The organism is Pseudomonas sp. CC120222-01a (genome assembly GCF_003097235.1).
Taxonomy (GTDB): Bacteria; Pseudomonadota; Gammaproteobacteria; order Pseudomonadales; family Pseudomonadaceae; genus Aquipseudomonas.
In genome coordinates this window covers 1-23,917 of the sequence record NZ_QEQQ01000014.1, presented here as the reverse complement: position 1 = coordinate 23,917, position 23,917 = coordinate 1, and the positions used below count along the sequence as shown (strand labels likewise).

Sequence of the window (23,917 nt, the reverse complement as noted above, 5' to 3'; positions counted from 1 at the left end):
TTCTTGTGTCGCCTGTGCCGGCCTCTTCGCGGGACAAGCCCGCCCCTACAGGAAACCCACCAGATTCAGGCCGGTGGTAATCCTGTGGGAGCGGCTTTAGCCGCGAACAAGGGCGAAGCCCTTGCCATGCGGGCTACGGCGCCGGGTTTGGAGTGCGCCGATGCACGGCTTGAATTTCCGCCAGCAGCTCGTCGCTGAGCTGCACATCCAGCGCGCTCAGGTTCTCCTGCAACTGCAGCAGCGTGGTCTGCCCGGTAATCGCACTGGCCACGAACGGCTGGCGGATCACGAAGGCCAAGGCCAACTGCGCCGGTGTCAGCCCATGCTCCCGCGCAATCTGCACATAGCTGCCGATGGCGCTGTTGGCCTCCTCGCTGCCATAGCGATTGAACGTGCGATACACCGACGACAACCGCGAACCCTCCGGCTTGGCGCCGTTCAGGTACTTGCCGGTCAATGCCCCAAATGCGAGTGGCGAATAGGCCAGCAGGCTGACCCCTTCGCGATGGCTGAACTCCGACAGGCCGTTCTCGTACAGCCGGTTCAGCAGGCTGTACGGGTTCTGGACGCTGGCGATCCGCGCCAGGCCTTGGTCCTCGCTGTGCCGCAGGAACTGCGCCACGCCCCACGGGGTTTCATTGGACACACCGATATGGCGCACCTTGCCGGCCTTGACCTGCTCGTCGAGCACCGCAAGGGTTTCTTCGATGGCAGCGGTTTGCGGATGGTCATCGGCATAGGGGTATTCGCGCAGGCCAAAGAAGTTGCTGTTACGGTCGGGCCAGTGCAGCTGGTAAAGGTCCAGGTAGTCGGTATTCAGCCGGCGCAGGCTGCCTTCCAGGGCGGCGACGATGTTCTTGCGGTCGTGGTGCGACAGGCCATCGCGGATGTGCGCCTGGCCACCGGGGTCGCGGGCGGGGCCGGCGATCTTGCTGGCCAGGATGAACCTGTCGCGGTTGTTGCGGGCTTTGATCCAGCTGCCGATGTAGCGCTCGGTGGTGCTCCAGGTGTCGGCGCGGGTGGGCGTGGGGTACATCTCGGCGGTGTCGATGAAATTGATACCGGCAGCGAGGGCGGCGTCCAGTTGCTGGTGGGCGTCCTGTTCGGTGTTCTGGTGGCCCCAGGTCATGGTGCCGAGGCTGAGCAGGCTGACCTGCAGGTCGGTGTGGCCGAGTGGGCGGTAGCGCATTGATTTTTTCCTGATCAAAGTTTTTTGGATTACGCAGCGAACTGGTTGACGGCCTTGGGCAACCCGAGGTGCTCGCGCAAGGTGGTGCCGGTGTACTCGGTGCGGAACAGCCCACGCTTCTGCAGCAGCGGCACCACCTCTTCGACGAACACCTGTGCCCCCGACGGGAACATGTCGGGCATGATGTTGAAGCCATCCCCGGCCCCGGCCAGGAACCACTCGGCCAGCGTGTCGGCGACCTGCTCAGGTGTGCCGACCGCCAGCCGATGGCCGACCAGGATCCGCCGCGACAGTTGGCGAATGGTCAGGTTCTCGCTGCGCGCCAGGTTCAGCTGGGCTTCCAGAAATCCGTGCGACCCTCGCTCGAAATCCGCTACCGCGCCAATCCGTTGCCACGGCAACGGCGCGTCCGGGTCCAGCTCGCGGGCGTCGATGCCGATGCGCCCAGCCACCTGCTGCAACAGGCCATGCTCGCCATGCCAGGCATTGAGCGCGTCGAAACGCGCATGGGCCTCAGCCTCGGTGCTGCCGATCACGGTCGAAAGCCCTGGCATGATCTTCAGGTGCTGTGGGTCACGCCCCCAGGCCTTGGCACGCGCTTTCATCTCCTGATAGAACGCCTGGCCGTCAGCCAAGGTGGTCTGGGTCGTGAAGATCGCATCGGCATAGCGTGAGCCGAGTGCCTTGCCCCCTTCCGAGGAACCGGCTTGCACCAGCACCGGTCGCCCCTGGGGCGAGCGCGGCAGGTTCAGCGGGCCCTTGACCTGAAAGTGCTTTCCCTGGAAGTCCAGGGTGTGGACCTTGCGCGGGTCGGCGAAGCGGCCGGCAGCGCGGTCGCCGATGATCGCGTCGTCCTCCCAGCTGTCCCACAGTTTCAAGGTCACGTCGACAAACTCTTCGGCACGCCCGTAGCGGTCGACATGCAGCGGCGCACCGGCCAGGCCGAAGTTCTGCGCCGCGGCGTCACCGGCATTGGTGACCACGTTCCAGGCTGCGCGGCCGCCGCTGATATGGTCCAGCGAGGCGATGCGCCGTGCCAGGTTGAATGGCTCGTTGTAGGTGCTGGAGCAGGTGGCGATCACGCCGATGCGTTCGGTGGCGGCGGCCACGGCGGTGAGCAGCACGGTCGGTTCCAGGCGCCCGCCGGGTTGCGCGGACACATCCGGCGGCAGTGCCGGGCCGTCGGCGAGGAAAATCGCATCCAGGCAGCCGCGCTCGGAAATACGCGCAATATCGCGGTAGTAGTTGACGTCGATATAGGCATCGAGTGCCGCCTCGCCTTGGCGCCAGGCACCGGAATGCGAGCCGAAGCCGAGGATGTTCATGCCCAGGCTCATCTGTTTGTTGCTCATGGGGTTCTCCTGATCAGACTGCGCTGGCTTCGTCGCCACTGCCCTGCCCTTGGCTGGCGGCAGCATGGCGTGCGCGCCAGGCCTGGGCCGGGCTGATGCCGTTGAGGTAGTAGTCGCCCAGCGCCTGCTCGCGATAGATCGCCGGGTTGTGCGAGGCCAGGGTGCGGGCGTTGCGCCAGTGGCGGTCGAGGCGCCGGGTGTTGCTGGTGGCCGAGGCGCCACCAACCTCGAACAGCAAGCTGCTGGCTTGCAGCACTTGCGGCAGGACGATCTGCTGGGCCTGGAAGGCGTGGATTTCAGCGTCGGTGTACAGCTGCTCGGGGACCTCGCCCCGCTGCCCGGCTTCGAATACCGCCTGCAGGCTCTGGCCCACGGCCACAACTTGCGCCTCGGCAGCGAACGCCAGGCTCGACAGACGGCCGATGACTGCCTGTACTAACGGGTCCGCGGCCGGTTGCGACTGCCCCGGCACGCCGAACGCGCGGGTACGGCCCTGGACGAAGGCCACGGCATCGGCCAGCACCGCACGGCTGATGCCCGCCAGCGTCGCCAGGTGCACGGCCTGGTAGAACGCCGTTAGATACGACTCGGCGCGTAACTCGCCTTTGGCGAAGCGGCGCAAAAGGTGCTCTGACTGAACCTTCACCTGAGTAAAGCGCGTGGTTCCGCTGCCGGTCAGGCGCTGGCCGAAGCCATCCCAGTCATCGACCCGTTCCACCCCCGGCGCACGGGTCGGCACCGCCAGGCTGACGAAATCGTCACCGTGGTTGGCCACCGCCGCGACCCAGTCGGCGTAGAGAGTGCCAGTGCAGTAGTACTTTTCACCGTCCAGACGGTAACCGCCCTCACCTTCGCTGAGCTGCACGGTATTGCCGGTGCTGTCGGTGCGCTCGGCCATCGCCGCGCCCCACAGTTCACCGGCCACCACGCGGGCGAACCAGTAGTCCTGGGAAGCGGCGTCGTTGGACGACAGGCGCCCTTCGACAAAGCCGAAGTGGGCGCGGAAGATCTGCGGCAGGTTGGAATCGGCCTGGCCCAATTGCACCAGCTGGCGCAGCAGCTGCGACAAGGTCGCACCAAGGCCCCCATGGCTGCGTGGCACGCGCAGGGCGCCAAGGCCGGCTTCGCGCAGCCAGGCTACCGGCTCATGGGCCAGGGTGCGCTGCTGCTCGCGGGCCACCGCGCCTTCGGCGATGCGTGTGTAGATCGGCGCAAAGCGCTCATCCAGTTCGGCGTCGGTAATCGGGGTTTGACTCATGACGGTTCCTTTCTCGTGAATTCAGGGGCGCGCAGTGCGCGGGTCGATGGCCTGGGTCGCCAGGTCCACCAGCAGGTTGACCAGCACGTAGAGGGCCGCGGCCAGCAGGGTCACGCCGAGCACCAGCGGCACGTCCTTGGTGGCGGTGGCGTCGAGCATCAGCCGGCCGATGCCCTGGCGGCCGAACAGCAGTTCAAGCACCACGGCACCACCGAGCAGACTGGCGAACACGTAGCCGGCCAGGGTCACTAGCGGCACCAGGGCATGGCGCAAGGCATGGCGCAGGCGCACGGCGGTGTCACCCATGCCGCGGGCGCGGGCCTGGGTGATGAAGGGTTGTTCCAGCACTTGCTCCAGCGACTGGCGCAGCACCTGGGCCAGCACCGCCGCAATCGGCAATGCCAGGGCCAGACTCGGCAGCACCAGCGAGCGCCAGCCGCTTGAACCAGACGGCGGCAGCACATGGAAGTAGAAGGCGAAGGCCAGCAGCAGCACGGTGCCGATCACGAAGTTGGGCGCCGACGACAACACCAGTTCGATGCCCGACACCAACGCCCGCAAGCGTCGCCCACGGTTGGCGGTCAGCAGCGCCGAGGCCAGCGCCAGCAACACCGCCAGGACCGCCGCGCTGCTGGCCAGGGCCAGGGTTGCGCCAGCCTGTTCGGCAATCGCCTGGCCGACCGGAATGCGCAGTCGGTACGACTCGCCCAGCTCGCCTTTGCCCAAGCGCAGCAGGTAATGCCCGTATTGCACCCACAGCGGCTGATCGAGGCCGTATTCGGCACGCACCTGGGCCAGCAGCGCTTCGCTCGGCATGGCATCCGGGCCGCCGAGAATCGCCAGGGCGGTGTCGCCACCGCTGTGCTGCATGCCGAAGAAGGTCAGGCTGGCTGCCGCCCACAGCACGATCACGCCGTCACGCAGGCGGCGCAGCAAGGTTGCGAATAGCTTCATGGTTGCTCCTTCGCCAGCCACACGCTGGTGAACAAGGGCACGTTGTGCGAGCCGTCGAACAGCACGCCGCCGACTGCTTTGCGATAGGCCAGGAGCATCTGGCTTTCCACCGAGGGCACGGCCGGCACGGTCTCGCCCAGGCGCTGCTGGGCCAGGCGATACAGCGCGCGGCGTTGTGCCGGGTCGGTGCTGCGCCGGGCCTCACCGAGCAGCTGATCGAGATGGGCATCCCGGAAGTGGCCAACGTTCTGGCCGATCATCCGGGCACTGGGGATCGACTGGCTGTGGTAGAGGATGTAAAGGCCATCGGCGGTATTGGTGTGCCAGTAGCCGCCGCCGAGCGCATCGAAGTTGCCGCGGTAGCGCAGCTCCATGACCTTGCTGATCGGCAGCAGCTCGATGCGCAGGTCGAAGCCGACCTTGCGCAGGTCCGCCTGGGCCGCCACCGAGACATTGGCCGGGAACGCCGGGTTGTCGTAGGTCAGCAAGGTCGCCCCGAGGCGCTGGCCGTTGCGGGTGCGATAGCCCTCGGCATCACGTCCGGTCCAGCCGGCGGCATCCAGCAGGCGCCCTGCTTCGGCCGGGTCGAACGCCAGTGCATCGTTTGCTACCGGGTCGTAGCCGGGCGTGTTGACGGCGAGGAAGTCACCCTTGGCCAGGTACTCGCCGAAGCCGGAGATCCACGCCAGGCCGTCACGGTCGATGGCCTTGGCCACGGCCTGGCGCACCCGCACGTCATCGAACGGTATGCGCTCGACATTGAAGGTGATGCTGCGCATCGGGTTGCCCTTGCGGATGCGGTTGCGCAGGGTCAGCTGCGGGTTGGCGCGGATCGCCGCAGCATTCTGTGCCGGGGCATCCAGGGCCATGTCGTTGTCGGCCGCTTCCAGCGAGGTGTAGCGAATCATCGCTTCGGGCACATAGCTCAGTTCGATGCCGTCGAGGTAGGCCTCGCCCGGGTGGTTGATCGCCGCAGGTGCCCAATCGTAGCCCGGGCGGCGGGCGAAGCTGGCGCGCTGGTCACGCACCCAGCCGGTCAACACGAACGGCCCGGTGCCGATCGGCTGGCTGGCGATGGTCGCGGGCGCTTCGAGGATCTGCCGTGGCGAGACCATCCCCAGCCAGGCTTGCGACAGCACATCGAGAAACGGCGCATAGGGCGCGCGCAAGGTCGCTTCGAAGGTGAATTGATCGACCACCCTGCCGTGCAGGTACGGCGCGATGTAGGCAGCCGCCAGGGGCGACTTGGTCTTCGGGTCGCGCATGTGTTCGAGGTTGACTCGCACCGCTTCGGCGTCGAAGCGCTCGCCGTCGCTGAAGGTGACGTCGTCGCGCAGGTGGAAGGTGTAGGTCAGGCCGTCGGCGCTGATCTCCCAGCTTTTCGCCAGCCACGGTGTGAGGGTGCCGTCCTCGGCCTGGTACACCAGGCAGTCGAACAGGATGCGGCCCATCCACTGCATGTTGCCGTTGGACAGCGCGTGGATATCGAAGCTGCCAGCATCGGTCGCTGCCGACACGCGCAAGGTGCCGCCGCGCTGGCCGACCTGCTGTTCGACGAAGTCGCTGGCCGGGTAGCGCATCACGCCGTTCACCTCGCTGACCGCTTCGCCCTTGAGGGTGTTTTGGCTTGGCGGGGGCGTGGCGGGTGAACAGGCGGCAACTAACAGCGCACTGGCCAAGAGGCATAAATTGAATAAACGGGCATTTAGCTGCACAGCAGGGCCTTTATATAGACGGCTACATTAAGGACTGTTGCAGTTGTCGTGCCAGCGTTAAGAGCCCGTATTCGTTGAAGCCACTTGAAATCACCTGACTGATTAATCATACAAACTGTTTCACCACTGTTGCGTCGGCAACATACAACCTTGTGGGAGCGGGCATGCCCGCGAATACAATGCTTGCCGCACCGCCGCATTCGCGGGCGCGCCCGCTCCCACAAGGCTCGCCGTTTGATTTGGATATTTGTATATAACCCGCACTGTTTCAAATACAACACAACCACAACAAAACTTGCTGCCTCGTTCATCACCGCACACGTTAAAGCCTGTCACAGCCCCAACTTCCGGCCTTTCGCCAACTGGCACAGAAACTGCTCTTACCGATTTCGACAGGCCTGACTATTCCCATAGAACGCCGAGGATCTACGATGACTTTCAAGGAATACGACGATGCGTGCGATTTACCCCCATCCACTGCGCCTGGCCATCCGCCACGCCGCCCTGGCCACCCTGCTGGCCCCGGCCACGGTCCTGGCCGCAGACCCGACCCTCGGCACGGTGACCGTGCAGGCCGCCAAGCAGACTGAAGTGCAACAGGCCGCCAGCGCCCTCGCCGAAGTGCCCGGCGGCACCAGCGTGGTCGACAGCGAAGAGGTCGCCAAAGGCCGTACCGCCACCCTGCAGGACACCCTGGCCTACCAGCCCGGCGTGTTCGTGCAGTCCACCGGCGGCAACGACGCGGCGAAGATCTCGATCCGCGGCTCCGGCGCCAACACTTCGCCCGGTTACTTCCGCGAAGGCATCAAGTTCCTCTTCGACGGCCTGCCGCTGACTGGCCCTGGCGGCACCCCCTACGAATTCCTTAACGCCAGCGGCGTCAACTACACCGAGATCCTGCGTGGCGCCAACGCCTTCCAGTACGGCGCGCTCACCCTCGGTGGTGCAGTCAACTTCGTCAACCACAGCGGCTACAGCGCCCCTGGCCTGCGCGTGCGCGCCGAGGCCGGCAGCTACCACTACCAGAAGCAGAGCATCAGCTACGGCGGTGTCGAAGGCGGCCTGGACTATTACCTGCAGGCCGACAACTACCGCAACGACGGCTACCGCGACTACAGCCTGTCGAAGAGTTCCGGCATCGTCGCCAACGCTGGCTACCGCTTCAACCCGAAGCTGGAAACCCGCCTGCTGCTGCGCTACCGCGACGAAACCCACAACGACCCCAGCGCCACCACCCTCGACAATGCCCTGCACCACCCGCGCCGGGCCAGCGCCACCGCCGAAAGCAGCGGCGCCGGTGCGCGCCGCCCGGGCAGCATCTGGGTTGGCAGCAAGACCACCTACACCTTCGACGACGATGCACGGTTGACCTTCGGCCTGTCGTACCACGACTACCGCCACACCAACAGCCCGCGCAGCCCGAGCAACCCCAGCTACTGGGACTGGCACGACCTCGGCCTGCTGCTGGGCTATGACCGCGTCGACTACCTGTTCGGCCACGAGAGCCGCAGCAACATCGCCTTCACCTCGACCCAGCACCTGCGCGGCGGGGTGGATTCGGCCAACGGCAACAAGGTGTCGCTCAAGCAGGTCAACTACAAGGACTCGTTCGACCGAGTGATCGCCTTGGGCAACGACATCAACCTGGTCGACAACCTGTGGCTTACCAGCGGCGTGTCGTTCATCAACGTGCGGCGCAAGGTCAACATCGACTATGCGGTAAACCCCAACACCACCAGCTTCCCGCAGCATGTCGACTACGACAACTGGAGCGTCGCCCCGCGTATCGGCCTGCGCTACGAGTTCAGCCCGGACCTGCAGGTGTTCACCAACTTCAGCCGCAGCATCGACCCGCCCGCCTCATGGGAATACTCCGGTTCCGGCCCGACCCTGCCGTACATTCGCCCGCTGGTGGAACAGAAGGCCAACACCTTCGAGGTCGGTATCAAAGGTTCCCACGGCATCTTCGACGGCAGCCTGGCGCTGTACCGTTCGTGGATCCACGACGAATTGCTGAACGTGCAGATCATCCCCGCCACCTCTACGGCGGCGGCGGTCACCGGTGCGTTCAACGCCTCGCCGACCATTCACCAGGGTGTCGAAGCCGGGCTCAACACGCGCCTGTGGGACAACCCCCAGGGCGACCTGGTGCGCTGGCGCCAGTCGTACACCTACAACGATTTCTACTACCGGCATGACGACACCTTCGGCGACAACCAGCTGCCGGGCGTGCCCAAGCATATCTACCAGGGTGAGTTGCAATACCAGGACCACAGCGGCTGGTACACCGGGGTGAATGTGCAATCGGCGTCGCGCACGGCGGTGGACTACGCCAACAGCCTGTATGCGCCGTCGTACACGATCTGGGGGGCAAACCTGGGGTATGAGGCGCCGAAGGGCAACTGGAAGGTGTCGCTGGACCTGAAGAACCTGGCGAACAAGGCCTACGTGACGGCGGTGACGCCGGTGTACAACGCACGCGGGCTGGATACCGCTTCGTTCTGGCCGGGGGACGGGATCGGGGCTTATGTAGGGGTTGAAGTCAGGTACTGACTGGTTTTTCCTGTGCCGGCCCTTTCGCGGGCAAGCCCGCTCCCACAGGTACAGCGCAAGTCTCAATGGCTGTGGTGATCCTGTGGGAGCGGGCGTGCCCGCGAAGAGGCCGGCTCAGACTTACGCCGTTCGGGGCATCAACTCATAGGGATGCTTCCACCCCGGCACTGCCTGAATCCGCTGCTTCCACGCCTCGATATGGCTGAACTCGGTCAGCACGATCCCGGTATCCTCCGGCATGAATACATACCCCGCCAGCGACAAGTCGGCGATGGTCAGCCGCCCACCGACCATGAACGGGGTTTTCGCCAGGTGCGCATCGACAATCCGGTAAGCCGCCGTGGCCCGCTCGCGCAGGAAGCCAGTCACCTCGGTCTCACCGGTCTTCTTCAGGCACAGCAGGAACCGCAGCGCCGCGTAGTAGCTGGTGAACTTGTGGTTGTCGAACAGCATCCAGCGCCAGATCTCGCGCTTCTCGTCGTCGTCACGCGGGCCGAACTGGCCGGTGCGCTCGGCGAGGTATTCGAGAATCAGTGCCGACTGGGTAAGCCGTTGCCCGGCGTGCTCCAGCACGGGCACTTCGCCCTGCTCATTGACCTCGTCGCGCCACTGCGGGTCACGGGTCTGGCCGTTGAAGAAATCGACGAACACCGGTTGCCAGTCCTGGCCGGTGAGTTCGAGCATCAGCGCAGCTTTGTAGGCGTTACCGGATTCGGCGAAGCAATGCAGCGTGTATTCGGGCATGGGCGGACCTTCAGTTTCCTTTGAATGATCGGTTTGGGCGTTCACGAAAAACCGCGAAGAGGCTCGCACAGATTACACAAAAATATGCTTACATTTCCCGATCAACCCGCCAGGAAGGCCTGTAATGCCCTACCCCGATCTGCCCCGCACCTTGTCCACGCCCCGCACCCTGGTGGTCCGCCCCGCACCGGCGTTCGCCCAGCAACTGCAGCAGGCGCTGCTCGACAGCTACGCGCTGCACCAGCCGTTCCTGGCCTGGGCCAAACCCGACTGGACCTTGAAGGAAGTGCAGGAAACGCTGCAACTGAGCGCCGAGGAGTTTCTCGACCCGGCCAAGGAAAAGCGCTATTTCGTGCTCGCCGCAGACAGCGGGGATGTCATCGGCTGTATTGGCCTGCGGCCGGGCAATGACGAGTACGAAGTGGGCTATTGGGCAAACCAGGCCAGCAGCGGCCAGGGCCTCATGCGCGAGGCGCTGACCTGCCTGCTGGACGCCGTCGATGCCCCGGTGTGGCTGACCACCGATATCGACAACCTCGCCAGCCAGCGCCTGGCCGAACATGCCGGGTTCGTCGCGGCCGGCAGCCACTTGACCGAGATTGATCCCAGCACCCCACGGCCGCTCTACCGCCGTGCACCTGCCGGGCGCGGGTGAGCCCGAACATCCCACCACCCGTCCCTCCCGTTATATGCCCACCGCCAACCCCGATGCGATAGTGGAGAAAACAACACGGATAAAATCCCATGTACAGAAACACCTCTACCCCCGCGGACGACAACGGTTGCGGCTGGTTCCACCTCAGCCCCAAGCGCCAGCCACGCGCCGCGCACCGGGGGCGGAGCGAGGCGCGCTGGGTGGTGCTCGGCGCGGGCTTCACCGGCCTTGCCGCGGCGCGGCAACTGGCGCTTCACCACCCTGACGACGAGATCATCCTGGTCGAAGCCCAGGAGGTCGGCTTCGGCGCCTCGGGGCGCAACTCGGGCTTTGCCATCGACCTGCCCCACGACATCGGCGCCCCCGACTACATCGGTGACCTGGCCACGGCGCGGATGAACCTCAAGCTCAACCTGCGCGCCCAGTCGATCCTGCGCGGGCTGATCAACCAGCACGGCATCGACTGCCAGATCCGCCCGGACGGCAAGTACCAGGCGGCGGTCGAGGACAAAGGCCTGGCAGTGCTCGAGGCCTACCGCAGCGGCCTCGATAAGCTCGGCCAACCTTATGAGATGATCGACACCCGCGACCTGCCCGAGCACTTCGGCACCGCCTTCTACCGCAAGGCGCTGTACACCCCGGGCACCCAGTTGCTGCAGCCCGCCGCGCTGGCCAAGGGCCTGGCCGAAAGCCTGCCCGCCAACGTCACGCTGTACGAAGGCACCACCATCACCCGCCTCGAACAGGGCCGGCGCATCACCCTCAAGCATGCCCACGGCGAGATCGTCGCCGACCAGCTGCTGCTGACCAACAACGCCTTCGCCTCGTACTTCGGCTTCCTGCCGGGCCGGCTGCTGCCGATCTTCACCTACGCCAGCATGACCCGCGCGCTGACCGAAGAAGAACAGGCGCGCCTGGGCGGCAAGGCGACCTGGGGCATCATCCCCGCCGACCCGTTCGGCAGCACCCTGCGGCGCACGCCGGACCAACGCCTGCTGGTGCGCAACAGCTTCAGCTTCAATGCCAACGGCCGCGCCCAGCAGCGCTACCTGGACCGCGCCGGGCGCCAGCACCGCGAGTCGTTCGAGCGGCGCTTCCCGATGCTTTCGGGCCTGCCGTTCGAGTTCACCTGGGGTGGCTCGATGTGCCTGTCGCGCAACCACCTGTCGCACTTCGGTACCCTGGCGCCGAACGTGCACGCGGCGTTGTGCTGCAACGGCCTGGGCATCACCCGTGGCACCGCCACCGGCACCCTGCTGGCCGACTGGTTGAGCGGCGAGCGTGACGAGCTGATCGACTTTTTGCTCGGCTCCGACGGCCCCAACCGCAACCCGCCGGAACCGCTGCTCAGCGTGGGGGTCAACCTGAACCTGCACTGGGGCCAGCGCCGTGCCGGCCTGGAAAGCTGACAAGGAGGCAACATGCATAGCCTGGGTATTCTCGGGGTCGGCGAGCTGACCGAAAAAGTGGTGCTCGGCCTGCGCCGCAGTGGTTTCGAGGGCGCGCTCTACCTGTCGCCGCGCAACGCCCAGCGGGCCGAGGTGCTTGCTGTGGAACAGGGGTGCGAGGTGCTGCCGAGCAACCAGGCGGTGGTCGATCAGGCTGACCTGGTGATCCTCGGCGTGCGCCCGGAATCGCTGGCCCAACTGGCCGGTGAAGTGCGCCTGCGCCCCGGCCAGCGCCTGGTATCGCTGGCGGCCGGGGTCAGCCTGGAACTGCTGGCCACGGCCTTCCCGGGTGCGCATTGCGTGCGGGTGATGCTGTCGTATGCGGCGCAGTACAACCAGTCCACCGTGGTCGTATGCCCGGCGGATGCGCTGACCGAACAGTGCCTGGGGCCCTTGGGCAACCTGGTGGTGGTGCAGGATGAGCCGGCATTCGAGCTGGCCACGGTGGCGGCGTGCATGAATGGCTGGTTCTATTTCCTGCTGCATGACTTGCAGCAGTGGCTGACCGACAAGGGGCTGCCGGCGGCTGAGGCTCGGGCTTTGGTGCTGGGCAACATGCAGGATTGCGTGACCAGTGCGCAGCAGCAGCCGGAGTACACCCTGAAGGCGTTGGGGCAGGCGATTGCCACGCCCGGGACTTTTACGGCGGATGGCCTGGCGGTGTTGATGCATCAGCCGGTGAGTGCCAACTGGGGGGCGGCTTGCGAGGTGGTGCTGGATGCGTTGCTGACCCGGTCGGGGTTGCCTGGGCGATAGGCTTTTCCTGTCCCGGCCTCATCGCGGATAAATCCGCTCCTACAAGGAATGCATAACCCCTGTAGGAGCGGATTTATCCGCGATGAGGCCAGCAGCCTTGATAACGATCTAGAGTTGGCGATACACCCGGGCAGTATCTTCCTCGAAGTGCTTCAGTTCCTCCTGCCGCCGCGCCTCCGTCCACCCCATCGCCGCCGCCGCACGGTACGACAACTGCTCCACCCGCTCACGCCCCAGGTCCGGGTCCAGCCCGCATGGCAAACGCCGACGCACCAGGTCCACCAGCCGCACCACATGCTCACGGGCAACGATACGGGCAATGTCCTGGCCATCGATGCGCTCGCGTTCGATCATGCCCTTGGGCGCCCTGCCCCGTTTGCCCAGGCGCGCCTCTACGCCCCGGGCGATCACCCGCGCCGCATGGCGATGGAGCATGATGGTCGAGCCGGTCAGGGTCAGCAGGTCCGGCTTGCCGGCCGCCTCGCTCAGGCGCACCGGCAAGTAGGTACTGCGGCCGTCCAAAGTCGAGGTCGGGCGCACGCCGCACCAGCAGTGCTGCACGTCGGCGCGGGTCAGTTGCAGGTCGGGGAACAGGTGATTGGCTTCGGCGAGGATGTAGTCGATTTCGCCGTCCTCGACACGCACCGTGTCCGGGTCGTCGGTGAAGTGCGACTCGGTCGGGCCGATGAAGTGGAATTCACGCCAGGGGAACACGTAGTAAGGCTCGCCCTTGCTGGAGAACGCTTCGAGGCCTTGGCCACGATAGGCCTCGGGCAGCCGCACCATGACATTGACGCCCTTGATGCCGAGCACCCGCGGTCCACGGTCGGCCGCACCGGTCACACGATCGACCCAGGGCCCGGCGGCGTTGATCACCACCTTGGCAGTGACGTGCGCCTGGCCGAGCGCCTCGGGGGCCTGCTCGTCCAGGGTCAGTTGCCATTGGCCTTCACTGCGCTGCAGCTGGCTGACGCGGGTATAGGTGCGTACCGTCGCCCCGCGCCATTGTGCGTCCAGCGCGGTGTCGACGCAGATGCGCTCGGGCCAGGCGTACATGTATTCCTCGAACACCCCCACGCCACGCAACGGCCCGCCCAGGCCAGCGGCCATGGCGCTGTCGCCGGCCGCCTGCTGCGCCGACTGGCGGCGGTAGGCCAGCGGCACTTTCCAGCCACCGAGCGCTTCGACCAGGCGAAAGCCCATGTCCACCAGCCATGGCGGGTAGCGGTCGCCCTTGCGGAACGGGTAGTGGAAACGGTGCCTGGTCAGGTGCCCGGGCATGTCCTTGACCAGCTCGGCGCGGCAACGCATCACCTCGCGGGTGTAGCGCAGGCGCTGCCACATGTCGAGCGGGCGAAACGGGATCTGCCACAGCGGGTAGCGCGCGGCCAGGTAGCCCAGGCCGGAATAGAGCATGCGGCTGGAGCGCGACGAGGTGCCGGCACCGATGTCGCCACGGTCGACCAGCAGGGTACGGAAGTTGCGCGCGGCCAGCTGCCGGGCGGCGGCACAGCCGACCGCACCGGCGCCGATGACCACCACGTCGTAGTGGTCGCCGTCGAGGGATTCCAAGGGGGGACGGGTCATGATTCTGGTTCCGGATTCTTGTGTTTGTTCTGGAAGATATGCGTTGCCTTCTTCGCGGGCTTGCCCGCTCCCACAGGGACTGCGCCGGCTTCAGGGCTGCGGCAATCCTGTGCGGGCAAGCCCACGATAGAAAAGCCCCCACCCTCCCCACTAGAACATCCAGGACAACTTGCATAAGCCTTGGGCAAGCCCCGCCAGCGCATCCCATGACTCGTCCCAGCCGTTATATGGAGCCCCGCGAGGCCAGTGCCATAGTGCCGCCACGCTGATGCGTGAATAACAACAAGAGGTAAGTTGAATGACCACATCCAAACGCTCTGTCGAAGATGCTCCGCTGAATGCCTTCCACCGCAAACTGACCGTCTACTCCGCCGGCGGGCCGTTCCTCGATGGCTATGTGTTGAGCATCATCGGCGTGGCCATGCTGCAAATCACCAACGCCTTGCAGCTGTCGGCTTTCTGGGAAGGCCTGATTGCCGCCTCGGCACTGATCGGGGTGTTCCTCGGCGGTTTCATCGGTGGCTGGTTCACCGACAAGTACGGGCGCAAGGTGCTGTATCTGGTGGACCTGATCGCCATTGTCGGTTTCTCGGTGGCGCAGTTCTGGGTAGAGTCGGCCTGGGCGCTGTTCGCCTGGCGCTTGCTGATCGGTGTCGCGGTCGGTGCCGACTATCCGATCGCCACGTCGCTGCTGGCTGAGTTCCTGCCACGCAAGCAGCGCGGCCCACTGCTGGCGGCCATGGTGCTTATGTGGTTTGCCGGCGCTGCCGTAGCCTATGTGGTCGGCGAGTTGCTGCTGCGCGTGGGCGGTGACGACGGCTGGCGCTGGGTACTGGCCAGTGCGCTGGTGCCGGGAGCACTGTTCCTGATTGCCCGCAGCGGCACGCCGGAATCGCCACGCTGGTTGCTGAGCAAGGGCCGCAAGGCCGAAGCCGACGCGGTGATCAAGAAAGTCTACGGCCCAGACTACTCGATTGCCGACCTGCCCGAGCAGAGCAGCGGCAAACCGGTGTCGCTGTGGTCGCTGTTCCACTCGGGCTACGGCAAGCGCATGGCCTTTGTCACGCTGTTCTGGACCTGCGCCATCGTGCCGCTGTTCGCCATCTATGCCTTCGCCCCCAAGGTGCTGCAGGCGCTGAAACTGACCGGCGACTGGGCCGCCTACGGCTCGATCGCCATCACCTTCCTGTTCACCCTCGGCTGCCTGCTGGCGACCCTGCTGATCAACCGCCTGGGCCGGCGCAAGATGCTGATCCACAGCTTCCTCTGGTCGGGCCTGTCGCTGGTGCTGCTGGGCGTGTTCCCCGACGCTTCGCCAACCACCGTGCTGATCCTGTTCGGCGCCTATGCGGTGCTGATCGGCGGTGCCCAGGTGCTGGAATACGTGTACCCCAACGAACTGTTCCCCACCGAGATCCGTGCCTCGGCGGTGGGCCTGGCAACGTCGCTGTCGCGCATTGGCGCCGCCGTGGGCACCTATCTGGTGCCGATCTCCCTGGCCAGTTATGGCGTGGCCAACACCATGTTCGCCGCTGCCCTGATCTCACTGTTCGGTGCGCTGATCTCCTGGTGGCTGGCCCCCGAGACCAGCAAGCTCGACCTGCAGCAAGCCGCTGCCCTCGGCGGGCAAGCCGCAACGACTTCGCCCACCTATAAATCTGTCGCTCGTAAAGCCTGAAGGAACCCGTCATGAGCCAAGTCCTTACCGTTGTCCGCAATGCCCCTGCCTCGCTGCTGGGTGAACCGGCCCCTGCCCGCCTGCCGATCGGCGAACCGATCGCCCATGCCGCCTCTGCCCAGGACCAGACCGATGAAGCGGTCGGCGCCAGCATCGGTGTGTGGGAAAGCAGCCCGGGCGTGTTCCGCCGCTTCCTCAAGAACCGCGAGTTCAGCCATATCGTCAGTGGCCGCTGCACCTTCACCCCTGATGGTGGCGAACCGGTGGAGCTGCGTGCCGGCGATGCCGTGCTGTTCCCGGAAAACTGCGAGGGCGTGTGGCATATCCACGAAACCCTGCGCAAGACCTACGTGCTGTTCTGAGGAGCGGGCAGATGATCGAACGGATCAACCCTGGCCCAAGGGCCAGCCAGATGGTGCTGGTGGATGGGCGCATCGAGACCTCCGGGATCGTTGCGTTGGAAGCGGGTGATATCGCTGCGCAGACACGTTGTGTGCTGGCGCAACTGGAGCAGTGGCTGGCGCAGATCGGGGCCGGCAAGCAAAACCTCACGCGCATGCAGATCTGGCTGGCCGACATGGGCGAGTTTGCGGCGATGAACGAGGTGTACGACGCCTGGGTGGGGAGCCAGCCGCCGGTGCGGGCTTGTGTGGGGGCTGCTCTGGCGGCGCCTGAGTACCGCATCGAGATTCAGGCCTTCGGGCAGCTTTGAGATTGCTGGGGCCGCTTTGCGGCCCTTCGCGAGACAAGCCCGCGAATGGGCCAGCAAGCCAAGCTACAAGTCTGGGTCCAGACCTACTTTGTCACCATGCCAGTCAAACCGCTCCACTTCGTGCCGCCGCTTGCGGAAGCTGTACGGCGTCTCGCCATACTGCTTGCGGAACCACAGGATGAAGTGCGAAGCATCGGAAAACCCGCAGGCCAGGGCAATGGTGGTGATGTTCTGGCTGGTGTTCACCAGCAGGCGCCGCGCGTGATCCAGGCGCAGTTTGCGCCAGTAGTTGGCTGGTGGTTCCTGGGTGTTGGCGACGAACTCGCGGTGTAACTGTCGCGGGTGGGTGCCCACCGCTTCGGCCACCGCCTTGAGCGTCATCGACGCATCGAGGTTGGCGCGCATGAAGGCAATCGCCCGCTGTACCCGGTCGTTCTGGTACACGCTGTCGCTGCCAGCCTGGTCACTCTCCTCCTCCGCCCGCTCATCCACCAGCAAATATTCCAGGCCCTTCTGCGCCCGCACCGCGCCGCAATGGCGGCGGATCAGGTTGGCCGCAAGGTCAATGGCCGTGCCGCCCGGGCAGGTGATGATGCCGCGGTCATCGACGTAGCTCTTGTCGATGACCATGGTCGACAGCGGGAAGCGCTCGCGGAACTCGTCGCGCAAGGTGAAATGCACGGCGCAGCGGCGGCCGTCGAGCAGGCCGGCCTTGCCCAGCACGAACGAAGCCGAGCACAGGGCGATGATCGGGATGTTGGCCGCATGCACGTCGCGCAGGGCATCCAGCAGCCAGCCCGGCGGGTTGCGGGTTTCGCCCAGCAGGCCGCCAGCGACCACGATGTAGTCGTACTGGGCGAACAGGTTGAGCGGCTTGGTCGGCGAGACCGGCATACCGCAGCTGGCGGCGATCGGCTGGTCGTCGAGGGTCATCCAGTCCCATTGGCAATAGACTTGCTGGCTGCGGAACGACTTGTCGGCGGCAAAGCGCAGCGAATCCACCAGGCCGGCGACGGGCACCAGGGTGAACTGGTTGAGCAGCACGAAGCCGACGCGCAGTTCGGGTTTGATCTGCGCCGGGGGTTGTAGTTGTTGTTCTTCTTGTAGTTGCGCAACCATGAAAGTCGGCCTCATGACATGCTGGATAGCGCCATTGTAGGGCGCACCTGGCGTCCGGCATATCATATGCCGCACGACAAATAGTAAGTCCATGACAAAACGCGCCGCCGTTCTATCAATTGTCATGCCTGTAATATCGGGCCGCCGGCCACGCTGAGCATCATGTCGTCACAACAACATGCTCAGAGGCACCCCTCATGTACCGCGGATTCTGGTATGCCCAGGCACTCGATCTGGACAGTGACCTGGCCCCTGCCCTGCAGGATTCGATTCAAGCCGACGTGTGTATCGTCGGCGGTGGTTTTCTTGGCCTGTGGTCGGCCATTCGCCTGAAGCAGGCCCACCCGGAAAAAACCATCGTCATTGTCGAGCGCGACCGCTGCGGCTCCGGCGCCAGCGGGCGCAACGGTGGCATCGCCACCAACTGGTGGGGCAAGTACCTGTCGGTGCGCACCATCTGCGGTGACGTCGAGGCGCGGCGCATCTGCGAGGCGGCGGAATCGGCGATCGACGAGATCGGCAGCTTCTGCCAGGAGCACGGCATCGATGCCCAGTACCGCAAGGACGGCTGGCTGTGGACCGCAACCAACCAGCGGCAGATGAACTCCTGGCGGGTGCTCACCGAAGGGCTGCAGAAGCTCGACGTCAACCCGTTCCAGGACCTGGACCGCGAGACCATCCGTGGTCGCGTCGGCTCGCCGCTGGTGCTGGGCGGCATCTTCGACCCCAACGCCGCCACCGTGCAGCCAGCCATGCTCGCCCGTGGCCTGCGCCGGGTGGCGCTGAAGCTGGGGGTGAAGATCTTCGAGAAATCGCCGTTCACCCACCTGGTGCGTGGGAAAAACCCCGTGGTGCACACCGCCAAGGGCCACGTGAAGGCCAACCACGTGGTGCTGGCGCTCAATGCCTGGGGCGCGCAGTTCCCCGAGCTGCGCCGGATGATCGCGATCATGTCCAGCGACATGGTGGCCACTGCACCGGTCAAGGCCAAGCTCGACGCCATCGGTTTCAGCCGCGGCGAGTGCATGACCGACTCGCGCACCGTGCTCAACTACTGGCGCAACACCCCGGACGGCCGCGTGGTGTTCGGCAAGCCGCTGGGCCAGTTCGCCTATGCCGGACGCATCGGCAACCTGTATGAAAAACCCTCGCCGGCCGCCGACAAGGTCGCCGCCGAGCTGCGCCGCCTGTACCCACAACTGGAGGACGTGCCGGTGGTCAGCAGCTGGACCGGCCCGATCGACCGGGCCATGAAAGGGCTGCCCAACTTCGGCTACCTCGACCATCACCAGACGGTGAGCTACGGCATCGGCTTCTCGGGCAACGGCGTGGCTACCACGGTGTTCGCCAGCCGCATCATCAAGTCGCTGGCCACCCATGCCAATGACGAGTGGGCCAACTGCGGCCTGGTCAACCAGAAGATGAAGCTGCTGCCGCCAGAGCCGTTCCGCTTCTTCGGCGCGCACATGGTGCGTGATGCGCTGGTGCGCAAGGAGTCGCTGGAAGACCACGACCAGGACGCCGGTTTCGTCACCCGCCAGCTGGTCAGCATGGCCCCGGCCGGCTATGTGCCGGCGCAGAAAAAATAAGGAAGACAGCATGAGCGAACATATCGTCCTGCTCGACGACGAGGGCCTGGCGCCCTCCACCCGGCTCAAGCGCCCGGACTGTGAACACACCTGGCAGCAGTTTGCCTACACCCACCCGGAGCAGATGCTCGAGCACCTGAAGGATGCCACCATCGCCTTCACCTGCAGCGTGCCGCTGCGTGAAGAACACCTGCGCCAGCTGCCCAAGCTGAAGATGATCTCGCTGGCCCTGACCGGCCGCGACATCGTCGATGTCGACTACTGCGACGCCCATGGCATCGAAGTGGCCAGCGTGCCGGGCTACGCCGCCAACACCGTGGCCGAACACAGCCTGGCGATGATCCTCGAGCTGTTCCGCCGCCCGGCCGCGTTCACCCGGCTGATGCGCCAGGTGCATGCCGGCGAGGCCGAGTACAAGAACATCTACTTCGACCACCGCATCCGCGATGTGCGTGGCAAGCAGCTGGCGATCATCGGCAGCGGCCCGATTGCCCTGCGCCTGGCCGAACTGGCGCGGGCCTTCGGCATGCAGGTGCTGTTCGAGGACCGGGGTGGCAAGCGCCGCGGTAGCGACTGCCGACCGTTGGCCGAGTTGCTGCGCAGCTGCGACGTGCTGTCGATCAACTGCCCGCTCACGCCGGAAACCCACAACCTGATCGACGCCGACCGCCTGGCACTGATGAAGTCGGATGCCATCGTGGTCAACACCGGCCGCGGTGGCGTGGTCAACGAAGCCGCGTTGATCGACGCCCTGCAGCACGGGCGCCTGGGTGGCGTGGCGCTGGACGTGGTGGAAGTCGAGCCGCTGCACCCGAGCAACCCGCTGTTCCAGCTGATCGACCGCGACGACTTCCTGCTCAACCCGCATATCGCCTGGAGCAGCGAAGACGCCATGCAGCAGCTGATGGACAGCGCCGTGGACAACATCAGCGACTTCGTCGCCCGCCACAACTCCGCCAAAAGGATCCGTAGCGCATGACCCTGGTTACCAAGAGCAGTTACGTCGACGGCGCCTTCGTCGCGCTGGACAGCGGCAGCGATGTGCTGGACAACCGCAACCCGTCCAACCCCGGTGAGGTGATCGAGCGCTTCGTCCGTGCCGACCAGGCGTTGACCGAACAGGCCCTCGTCGCCGCCCGCCGCGCCGCACCTGGCTGGGCGCGCAGCAACCCGCAGCAGCGCGCCGATGCGCTGGACTTCATCGGCAGCGAAATTCTCGCCCGCCGCCAGGAGCTGGCCACCCTGCTGGCCCGCGAGGAAGGCAAGGTCGTCCGCGAGGCCCTCGGTGAAGTGGACCGCGCCGGGCGCTCGTTCAAGTTCTACGCCCAGGAGGCGCTGCGCGCCGAGGGCGAGAAATACCAGTCGGTGCGCCAGGACGTGGGCATCGACGTGTTCACCCAACCCTTGGGCGTGGTCGGCATCATTGCGCCGTGGAACTTCCCGATCGCCATCCCGGCGTGGAAGATCGCCCCGGCGCTGTGCTTCGGCAACTGCGTGGTGTTCAAGCCCGCCGAGCTGGTGCCCTCCTCGGCCTGGGCGCTGGCCGAGATCATCTCCCGCGCCGGCCTGCCTGCGGGCGTGTTCAACATGCTGATCGGGCCGGGGCGCAGCGTCGGCGACACGATCATCCGCTCGCCGCTGATCGATGGAATCAGCTTCACCGGCTCGGAAAATACTGGCCGGCAGATCGCCCGACTGGCGGCGGAAGGCATGAAGAAAGTGCAGCTGGAAATGGGCGGCAAGAACCCGCTGATCGTGCTCGACGATGCCGACCTCGAGCAGGCGGTGGACGTGGCGCTGAACGGTTCGTTCTTCAGCACCGGGCAGCGTTGCACGGCAAGCTCGCGGGTGATCGTTACCGAGGGCATCCACGACGCCTTCGTCGCGCGCCTGGCCGAACGCACCCGTGCGCTGACGGTGGGCGATGCGTTGCAGGCCAGTACCGATATCGGCCCGGTGGTCGATGGCCGACAGCTGGAGCAGAACCTGGCGTACGTGGCCAGTGGTCGTGAACAGGGGGCGAAGCTGGTGTGCGGTGGCGAGGTGGTGGAGAACGCTGCGGGGGCCTATCTGTTTACCCCGGCGCTGTTCACCGAGGTGACGCCGGACATGCGCATTTACCGCGAAGAGATCTTCGGGCCGGTGCTGAGTGTGCTCAAGGTGCGTGACTACGATGAAGCCTTTGCCGCTGCCGAGGACACGGCATTCGGATTGTCGGCGGGGATCGTCACCACCTCGCTGCGCCACGCCGAGCACTTCAAGCGCAACAGCTCGGCCGGCATGGTGATGGTCAATTTGCCGACGGCGGGGGTGGACTACCACGTGCCGTTTGGTGGCAATGGCGCTTCGAGCCTGGGGTCGCGGGAACAAGGGACCCATGCGCGGCAGTTCTTTACCCGGGTGAAGACCACTTACCAGTTGGCCTGACAGGGCCATGGGGCCGCTTTGCGGCCCTTTCCGACCGGTCCGGCGCCCCGGCAAGGCCGCTCCCACAGGAGAACGCAATCCCATGTGGGAGCGGCCTTGCGTCGCGAATGGGCTGCGCAGCAGCCCCGGCAATCTCAAACCCTTTTACTTCTTGCGCTGCATCCACGCAGCGCCCAGGCCGCTCAGGCAGATGATGGCGATACCCAGCAAGCTCGCACTGTCAGGCACCTGACCGTAGATCAGCAGCCCCAGCAACCCGGCAAACACGATCTGGCAGTAGCTGAACGGCGCCAGCAGCGCTGGCGCTGCGTGGCGGAAGGCCTGGGTCAGCAGCAGGTGCGCACTCATGCCGAAACCGCCCAGGGCCAGCATCAGCAACGCATGCTCCCAGCGCGGCACTTCCCAGAAGAACGGCACCAGCGCACTCATCACCAGGGTGTTGCACAGCCCGGCGTAGAAGTTGCTGGTGGTCGGGCTGTCATAAGCCGCCAGAATGCGCGTAAGCAGCTGATAGAAGCAGAAGCCCAGCGCCGATCCGAACGGGTACAGGATCGCCGGGGTGAACATCGCGCCTCCGGGGTGCACCACCACCAGCACGCCGATGAAGCCCAGCACCACCGCGACCCACTGCCCGGTCGTCACCCGCTCCTTGAGCAACGGCGCCGACAGCGCGGTGACCAGCACCGGGGCAAGGAAGTTGACCGAGGTCGCCTCGGCCAGCGGCAGGTATTGCAAGCCGGTGGTGAACAGCAGGCTGGTACTCAGCAGGCTCAGCGCACGCAAGGTCTGCAGCACCGGGCGACGGGTACGCAACACATTGAGGCCCGACTTGGGCAGGAAGATCCCCGCCATCAACAGCGTGTGCACCACGTAGCGCGCCCACACCACCATGACGATCGGGTAGAGCCCACCGAGGAATTTGGACAGGGCATCGTGACTGGCGAACAGGAACGTCGCCACCACCACCAGGGCGATGCCGCGCAGGGGTTGGTTGACTCCGGACAGCGGTGTGCTGGAACTCATGGCGTTCTCGACAGCGGCGCGGCTCGATGCTGCGCCAGGGGAAGGTGCGACAGCACGGATTCTAGAAGAGATACGACGACTTAAGGAAGTTCATTTCCACCCTTTCCATGGGACGTTTGCCATTCCGTTCGCTGATCGACCACTTTCCGCCCCGGCTGCATGGTCCGTACCCGCCAAAGCGCGCACCATCGCCTGCGGACCTTCGACCTCGAACAAGGAGTTTTCATGCAAAGGCTCACCACCCGCAACGGCCTCGACCTGCCCTGCATCGGCCTGGGCACCTGGCCGATGACTGGCGATGAATGCACCCGTGCCGTGCACCAGGCGCTGGAGCTGGGCTACCGGCACATCGACACCGCCACCGCCTACGACAACGAGGCCGCCGTCGGCCAGGCCCTGCGCGACAGCCACGTGCCCCGCGAGCAGATCCACCTGACCACCAAGGTCTGGTGGGACCGTCTGCAACCCAAGGCCATGCGCCAGTCGCTGGAAGACAGCCTGCGCGCGCTGGGCACCGAGCAGGTCGACCTGTTCCACATCCACTGGCCCGGCAAGGACTGGGACCTGGCCCGCAGCATCGAAACCCTGGTGGCCCTGCGTGATGAAGGCAAGGCGCGGAGCATTGGCGTGGCCAACTTCCCGCTTGGCCTGCTGCGCCGGGTGGTCGAAGAACTGGGCGCGCCGCTGGCGGCGATCCAGGTCGAATACCACGTGTTGCTCAACCAGCAACCGCTGCTCGACTACGCCCGTCAACATGACCTGTTGCTGACCGCCTACACCCCGTTGGCCCGTGGCCGTGCGGCGGAGCAGGCGGTGATCCGCGAGATTGCGCGCAAGCATGATGTGCTGCCAAGCCAGGTGGCGTTGAAGTGGTTGCTGGACCAGGACGGGGTGGCGGTGATTCCCAAGGCCAGCAGCCGGGAAAACCAGTTGGCCAACCTGGCGGCGCTGGAGGTGCAACTGGATGATGCCGACCGGGCACTGATTGCCGGGTTGCCGAAGGATCAGCGGGTGGTCAGCCCGGACTTTGCCCCGGATTGGAATAGCTGAGTCCTGACAGGGTCTCTTCGCGGGTAAACCCGCTTGTATGGTAGGACTTGAAGGGAGGAGGAGGGTCATAACTCGCTTCTGACTGTTCGCGCAGTACAGACCGTGGGA

At 65.5% G+C, this 23,917-nt stretch carries 20 protein-coding genes; 11 read left to right on the top strand and 9 right to left on the bottom strand.

Features of this window, described 5'->3' with window-relative positions; translation table 11 throughout:
* Positions 1-133: 133 nt before the first annotated feature.
* Genes N430_RS17995 through N430_RS17975 form a run of 5 tightly spaced genes read right to left on the bottom strand, consistent with a single transcriptional unit; the run spans position 134 to position 6,333 of the window.
* Complete coding sequence (locus N430_RS17995) at positions 134-1,189, bottom strand: NADP(H)-dependent aldo-keto reductase (RefSeq protein WP_110638157.1); 1,056 nt, start codon at positions 1,187-1,189, stop codon at positions 134-136.
* Between the two features lie 29 nt (positions 1,190-1,218).
* A complete protein-coding gene (locus N430_RS17990; RefSeq protein WP_110638156.1) occupies positions 1,219-2,541 on the bottom strand; it encodes an LLM class flavin-dependent oxidoreductase in 1,323 nt (440 codons plus the stop codon).
* A gap of 13 nt (positions 2,542-2,554) precedes the next feature.
* Positions 2,555-3,799 (bottom strand): acyl-CoA dehydrogenase family protein, encoded by a 1,245-nt coding sequence (locus N430_RS17985; protein WP_110638155.1) that lies wholly within the window; start codon positions 3,797-3,799, stop codon positions 2,555-2,557.
* A 21-nt stretch (positions 3,800-3,820) separates the two neighbouring features.
* Positions 3,821-4,753 carry an ABC transporter permease gene (locus N430_RS17980; RefSeq protein ID WP_110638154.1) on the bottom strand — a complete coding sequence of 311 codons (933 nt, stop codon included), beginning with the start codon at positions 4,751-4,753 and terminating at the stop codon, positions 3,821-3,823.
* The gene (locus N430_RS17975; protein ID WP_256592150.1) at positions 4,750-6,333 is read right to left on the bottom strand and encodes an ABC transporter substrate-binding protein; all 1,584 of its coding nucleotides are present in this window, start codon (positions 6,331-6,333) and stop codon (positions 4,750-4,752) included. The genes N430_RS17980 and N430_RS17975 overlap by 4 nt, the downstream gene beginning before the upstream one ends.
* 588 nt (positions 6,334-6,921) lie before the next feature.
* On the opposite strand from N430_RS17975, the gene N430_RS17970 reads away from it, so the two are divergent.
* Positions 6,922-9,021, top strand: coding sequence for a TonB-dependent receptor domain-containing protein (locus N430_RS17970; protein ID WP_110638152.1), 2,100 nt, complete (start codon positions 6,922-6,924; stop codon positions 9,019-9,021).
* Positions 9,022-9,141: 120 nt separating this feature from the next.
* Here N430_RS17970 and N430_RS17965 read toward each other — a convergent pair whose 3' ends face one another.
* Positions 9,142-9,765: a glutathione S-transferase family protein gene (locus N430_RS17965; protein ID WP_110638151.1), complete on the bottom strand. Its 624-nt coding sequence runs from the start codon at positions 9,763-9,765 to the stop codon at positions 9,142-9,144.
* Between the two features lie 124 nt (positions 9,766-9,889).
* Here N430_RS17965 and N430_RS17960 point away from each other — a divergent pair, with 124 nt between their 5' ends.
* From N430_RS17960 to N430_RS17950, 3 genes are all read left to right on the top strand, one after another.
* Positions 9,890-10,420, top strand: coding sequence for a GNAT family N-acetyltransferase (locus N430_RS17960; protein ID WP_110638150.1), 531 nt, complete (start codon positions 9,890-9,892; stop codon positions 10,418-10,420).
* 89 nt (positions 10,421-10,509) lie between these two features.
* A complete protein-coding gene (locus tag N430_RS17955; protein ID WP_110638149.1) occupies positions 10,510-11,829 on the top strand; it encodes an FAD-binding oxidoreductase in 1,320 nt (439 codons plus the stop codon).
* Between the two features lie 12 nt (positions 11,830-11,841).
* Positions 11,842-12,624 carry an NAD(P)-binding domain-containing protein gene (locus N430_RS17950; protein ID WP_110638148.1) on the top strand — a complete coding sequence of 261 codons (783 nt, stop codon included), beginning with the start codon at positions 11,842-11,844 and terminating at the stop codon, positions 12,622-12,624.
* Between the two features lie 108 nt (positions 12,625-12,732).
* Here the strand turns inward: N430_RS17950 and N430_RS17945 are convergent, their stop codons facing one another.
* Entirely contained in the window at positions 12,733-14,211 is a 1,479-nt protein-coding gene (locus N430_RS17945; protein WP_110638147.1) for an FAD-dependent oxidoreductase, read from the bottom strand.
* Between the two features lie 298 nt (positions 14,212-14,509).
* Here N430_RS17945 and N430_RS17940 point away from each other — a divergent pair, with 298 nt between their 5' ends.
* The 3 genes from N430_RS17940 to N430_RS17930 are packed head-to-tail and all read left to right on the top strand — an operon-like array spanning position 14,510 to position 16,601.
* A complete protein-coding gene (locus tag N430_RS17940) occupies positions 14,510-15,889 on the top strand; it encodes an MFS transporter (RefSeq protein ID WP_110638146.1) in 1,380 nt (459 codons plus the stop codon).
* 11 nt (positions 15,890-15,900) lie between these two features.
* Positions 15,901-16,251, top strand: a complete 351-nt coding sequence (locus N430_RS17935; RefSeq protein ID WP_110638145.1) for a cupin domain-containing protein — start codon at positions 15,901-15,903, stop codon at positions 16,249-16,251.
* An 11-nt stretch (positions 16,252-16,262) separates the two neighbouring features.
* Positions 16,263-16,601, top strand: coding sequence for a RidA family protein (locus N430_RS17930; protein ID WP_110638144.1), 339 nt, complete (start codon positions 16,263-16,265; stop codon positions 16,599-16,601).
* Positions 16,602-16,664: 63 nt separating this feature from the next.
* Here the strand turns inward: N430_RS17930 and N430_RS17925 are convergent, their stop codons facing one another.
* Positions 16,665-17,720, bottom strand: coding sequence for a GlxA family transcriptional regulator (locus N430_RS17925; protein ID WP_110638143.1), 1,056 nt, complete (start codon positions 17,718-17,720; stop codon positions 16,665-16,667).
* A 197-nt stretch (positions 17,721-17,917) separates the two neighbouring features.
* Here N430_RS17925 and N430_RS17920 point away from each other — a divergent pair, with 197 nt between their 5' ends.
* Genes N430_RS17920 through N430_RS17910 form a run of 3 tightly spaced genes read left to right on the top strand, consistent with a single transcriptional unit; the run spans position 17,918 to position 21,736 of the window.
* Positions 17,918-19,309 (top strand): FAD-binding oxidoreductase, encoded by a 1,392-nt coding sequence (locus N430_RS17920; protein ID WP_110638142.1) that lies wholly within the window; start codon positions 17,918-17,920, stop codon positions 19,307-19,309.
* A 10-nt stretch (positions 19,310-19,319) separates the two neighbouring features.
* On the top strand, positions 19,320-20,288 hold the full coding sequence (locus tag N430_RS17915; RefSeq protein WP_110638141.1) for an NAD(P)-dependent oxidoreductase: 969 nt from the start codon (positions 19,320-19,322) through the stop codon (positions 20,286-20,288).
* A complete protein-coding gene (locus N430_RS17910) occupies positions 20,285-21,736 on the top strand; it encodes an aldehyde dehydrogenase family protein (protein ID WP_110638140.1) in 1,452 nt (483 codons plus the stop codon). The genes N430_RS17915 and N430_RS17910 overlap by 4 nt, the downstream gene beginning before the upstream one ends.
* Before the next feature lie 144 nt (positions 21,737-21,880).
* Here N430_RS17910 and N430_RS17905 read toward each other — a convergent pair whose 3' ends face one another.
* Positions 21,881-22,759, bottom strand: coding sequence for a DMT family transporter (locus N430_RS17905; protein WP_110638139.1), 879 nt, complete (start codon positions 22,757-22,759; stop codon positions 21,881-21,883).
* 225 nt (positions 22,760-22,984) lie between these two features.
* Here N430_RS17905 and N430_RS17900 point away from each other — a divergent pair, with 225 nt between their 5' ends.
* Positions 22,985-23,809: an aldo/keto reductase gene (locus tag N430_RS17900; RefSeq protein WP_110638138.1), complete on the top strand. Its 825-nt coding sequence runs from the start codon at positions 22,985-22,987 to the stop codon at positions 23,807-23,809.
* The last annotated feature ends 108 nt before the right edge of the window (positions 23,810-23,917 follow it).

What these genes read in the sequence shown, in the direction of transcription:
- N430_RS17950 (WP_110638148.1), top strand. Translation starts at nt 11,842, where the DNA reads ATGCATAGCCTGGGTATTCTCGGGGTCGGCGAGCTGACCGAAAAAGTG.
- N430_RS17945 (WP_110638147.1), bottom strand. Translation starts at nt 14,211, where the DNA reads ATGACCCGTCCCCCCTTGGAATCCCTCGACGGCGACCACTACGACGTG.
- N430_RS17980 (WP_110638154.1), bottom strand. Translation starts at nt 4,753, where the DNA reads ATGAAGCTATTCGCAACCTTGCTGCGCCGCCTGCGTGACGGCGTGATC.
- N430_RS17955 (WP_110638149.1), top strand. Translation starts at nt 10,510, where the DNA reads ATGTACAGAAACACCTCTACCCCCGCGGACGACAACGGTTGCGGCTGG.
- N430_RS17920 (WP_110638142.1), top strand. Translation starts at nt 17,918, where the DNA reads ATGTACCGCGGATTCTGGTATGCCCAGGCACTCGATCTGGACAGTGAC.
- N430_RS17930 (WP_110638144.1), top strand. Translation starts at nt 16,263, where the DNA reads ATGATCGAACGGATCAACCCTGGCCCAAGGGCCAGCCAGATGGTGCTG.
- N430_RS17905 (WP_110638139.1), bottom strand. Translation starts at nt 22,759, where the DNA reads ATGAGTTCCAGCACACCGCTGTCCGGAGTCAACCAACCCCTGCGCGGC.
- N430_RS17940 (WP_110638146.1), top strand. Translation starts at nt 14,510, where the DNA reads ATGACCACATCCAAACGCTCTGTCGAAGATGCTCCGCTGAATGCCTTC.
- N430_RS17915 (WP_110638141.1), top strand. Translation starts at nt 19,320, where the DNA reads ATGAGCGAACATATCGTCCTGCTCGACGACGAGGGCCTGGCGCCCTCC.
- N430_RS17925 (WP_110638143.1), bottom strand. Translation starts at nt 17,720, where the DNA reads ATGGTTGCGCAACTACAAGAAGAACAACAACTACAACCCCCGGCGCAG.
- N430_RS17990 (WP_110638156.1), bottom strand. Translation starts at nt 2,541, where the DNA reads ATGAGCAACAAACAGATGAGCCTGGGCATGAACATCCTCGGCTTCGGC.
- N430_RS17975 (WP_256592150.1), bottom strand. Translation starts at nt 6,333, where the DNA reads ATGCGCTACCCGGCCAGCGACTTCGTCGAACAGCAGGTCGGCCAGCGC.
- N430_RS17970 (WP_110638152.1), top strand. Translation starts at nt 6,922, where the DNA reads ATGCGTGCGATTTACCCCCATCCACTGCGCCTGGCCATCCGCCACGCC.
- N430_RS17935 (WP_110638145.1), top strand. Translation starts at nt 15,901, where the DNA reads ATGAGCCAAGTCCTTACCGTTGTCCGCAATGCCCCTGCCTCGCTGCTG.
- N430_RS17995 (WP_110638157.1), bottom strand. Translation starts at nt 1,189, where the DNA reads ATGCGCTACCGCCCACTCGGCCACACCGACCTGCAGGTCAGCCTGCTC.
- N430_RS17985 (WP_110638155.1), bottom strand. Translation starts at nt 3,799, where the DNA reads ATGAGTCAAACCCCGATTACCGACGCCGAACTGGATGAGCGCTTTGCG.
- N430_RS17910 (WP_110638140.1), top strand. Translation starts at nt 20,285, where the DNA reads ATGACCCTGGTTACCAAGAGCAGTTACGTCGACGGCGCCTTCGTCGCG.
- N430_RS17960 (WP_110638150.1), top strand. Translation starts at nt 9,890, where the DNA reads ATGCCCTACCCCGATCTGCCCCGCACCTTGTCCACGCCCCGCACCCTG.
- N430_RS17965 (WP_110638151.1), bottom strand. Translation starts at nt 9,765, where the DNA reads ATGCCCGAATACACGCTGCATTGCTTCGCCGAATCCGGTAACGCCTAC.
- N430_RS17900 (WP_110638138.1), top strand. Translation starts at nt 22,985, where the DNA reads ATGCAAAGGCTCACCACCCGCAACGGCCTCGACCTGCCCTGCATCGGC.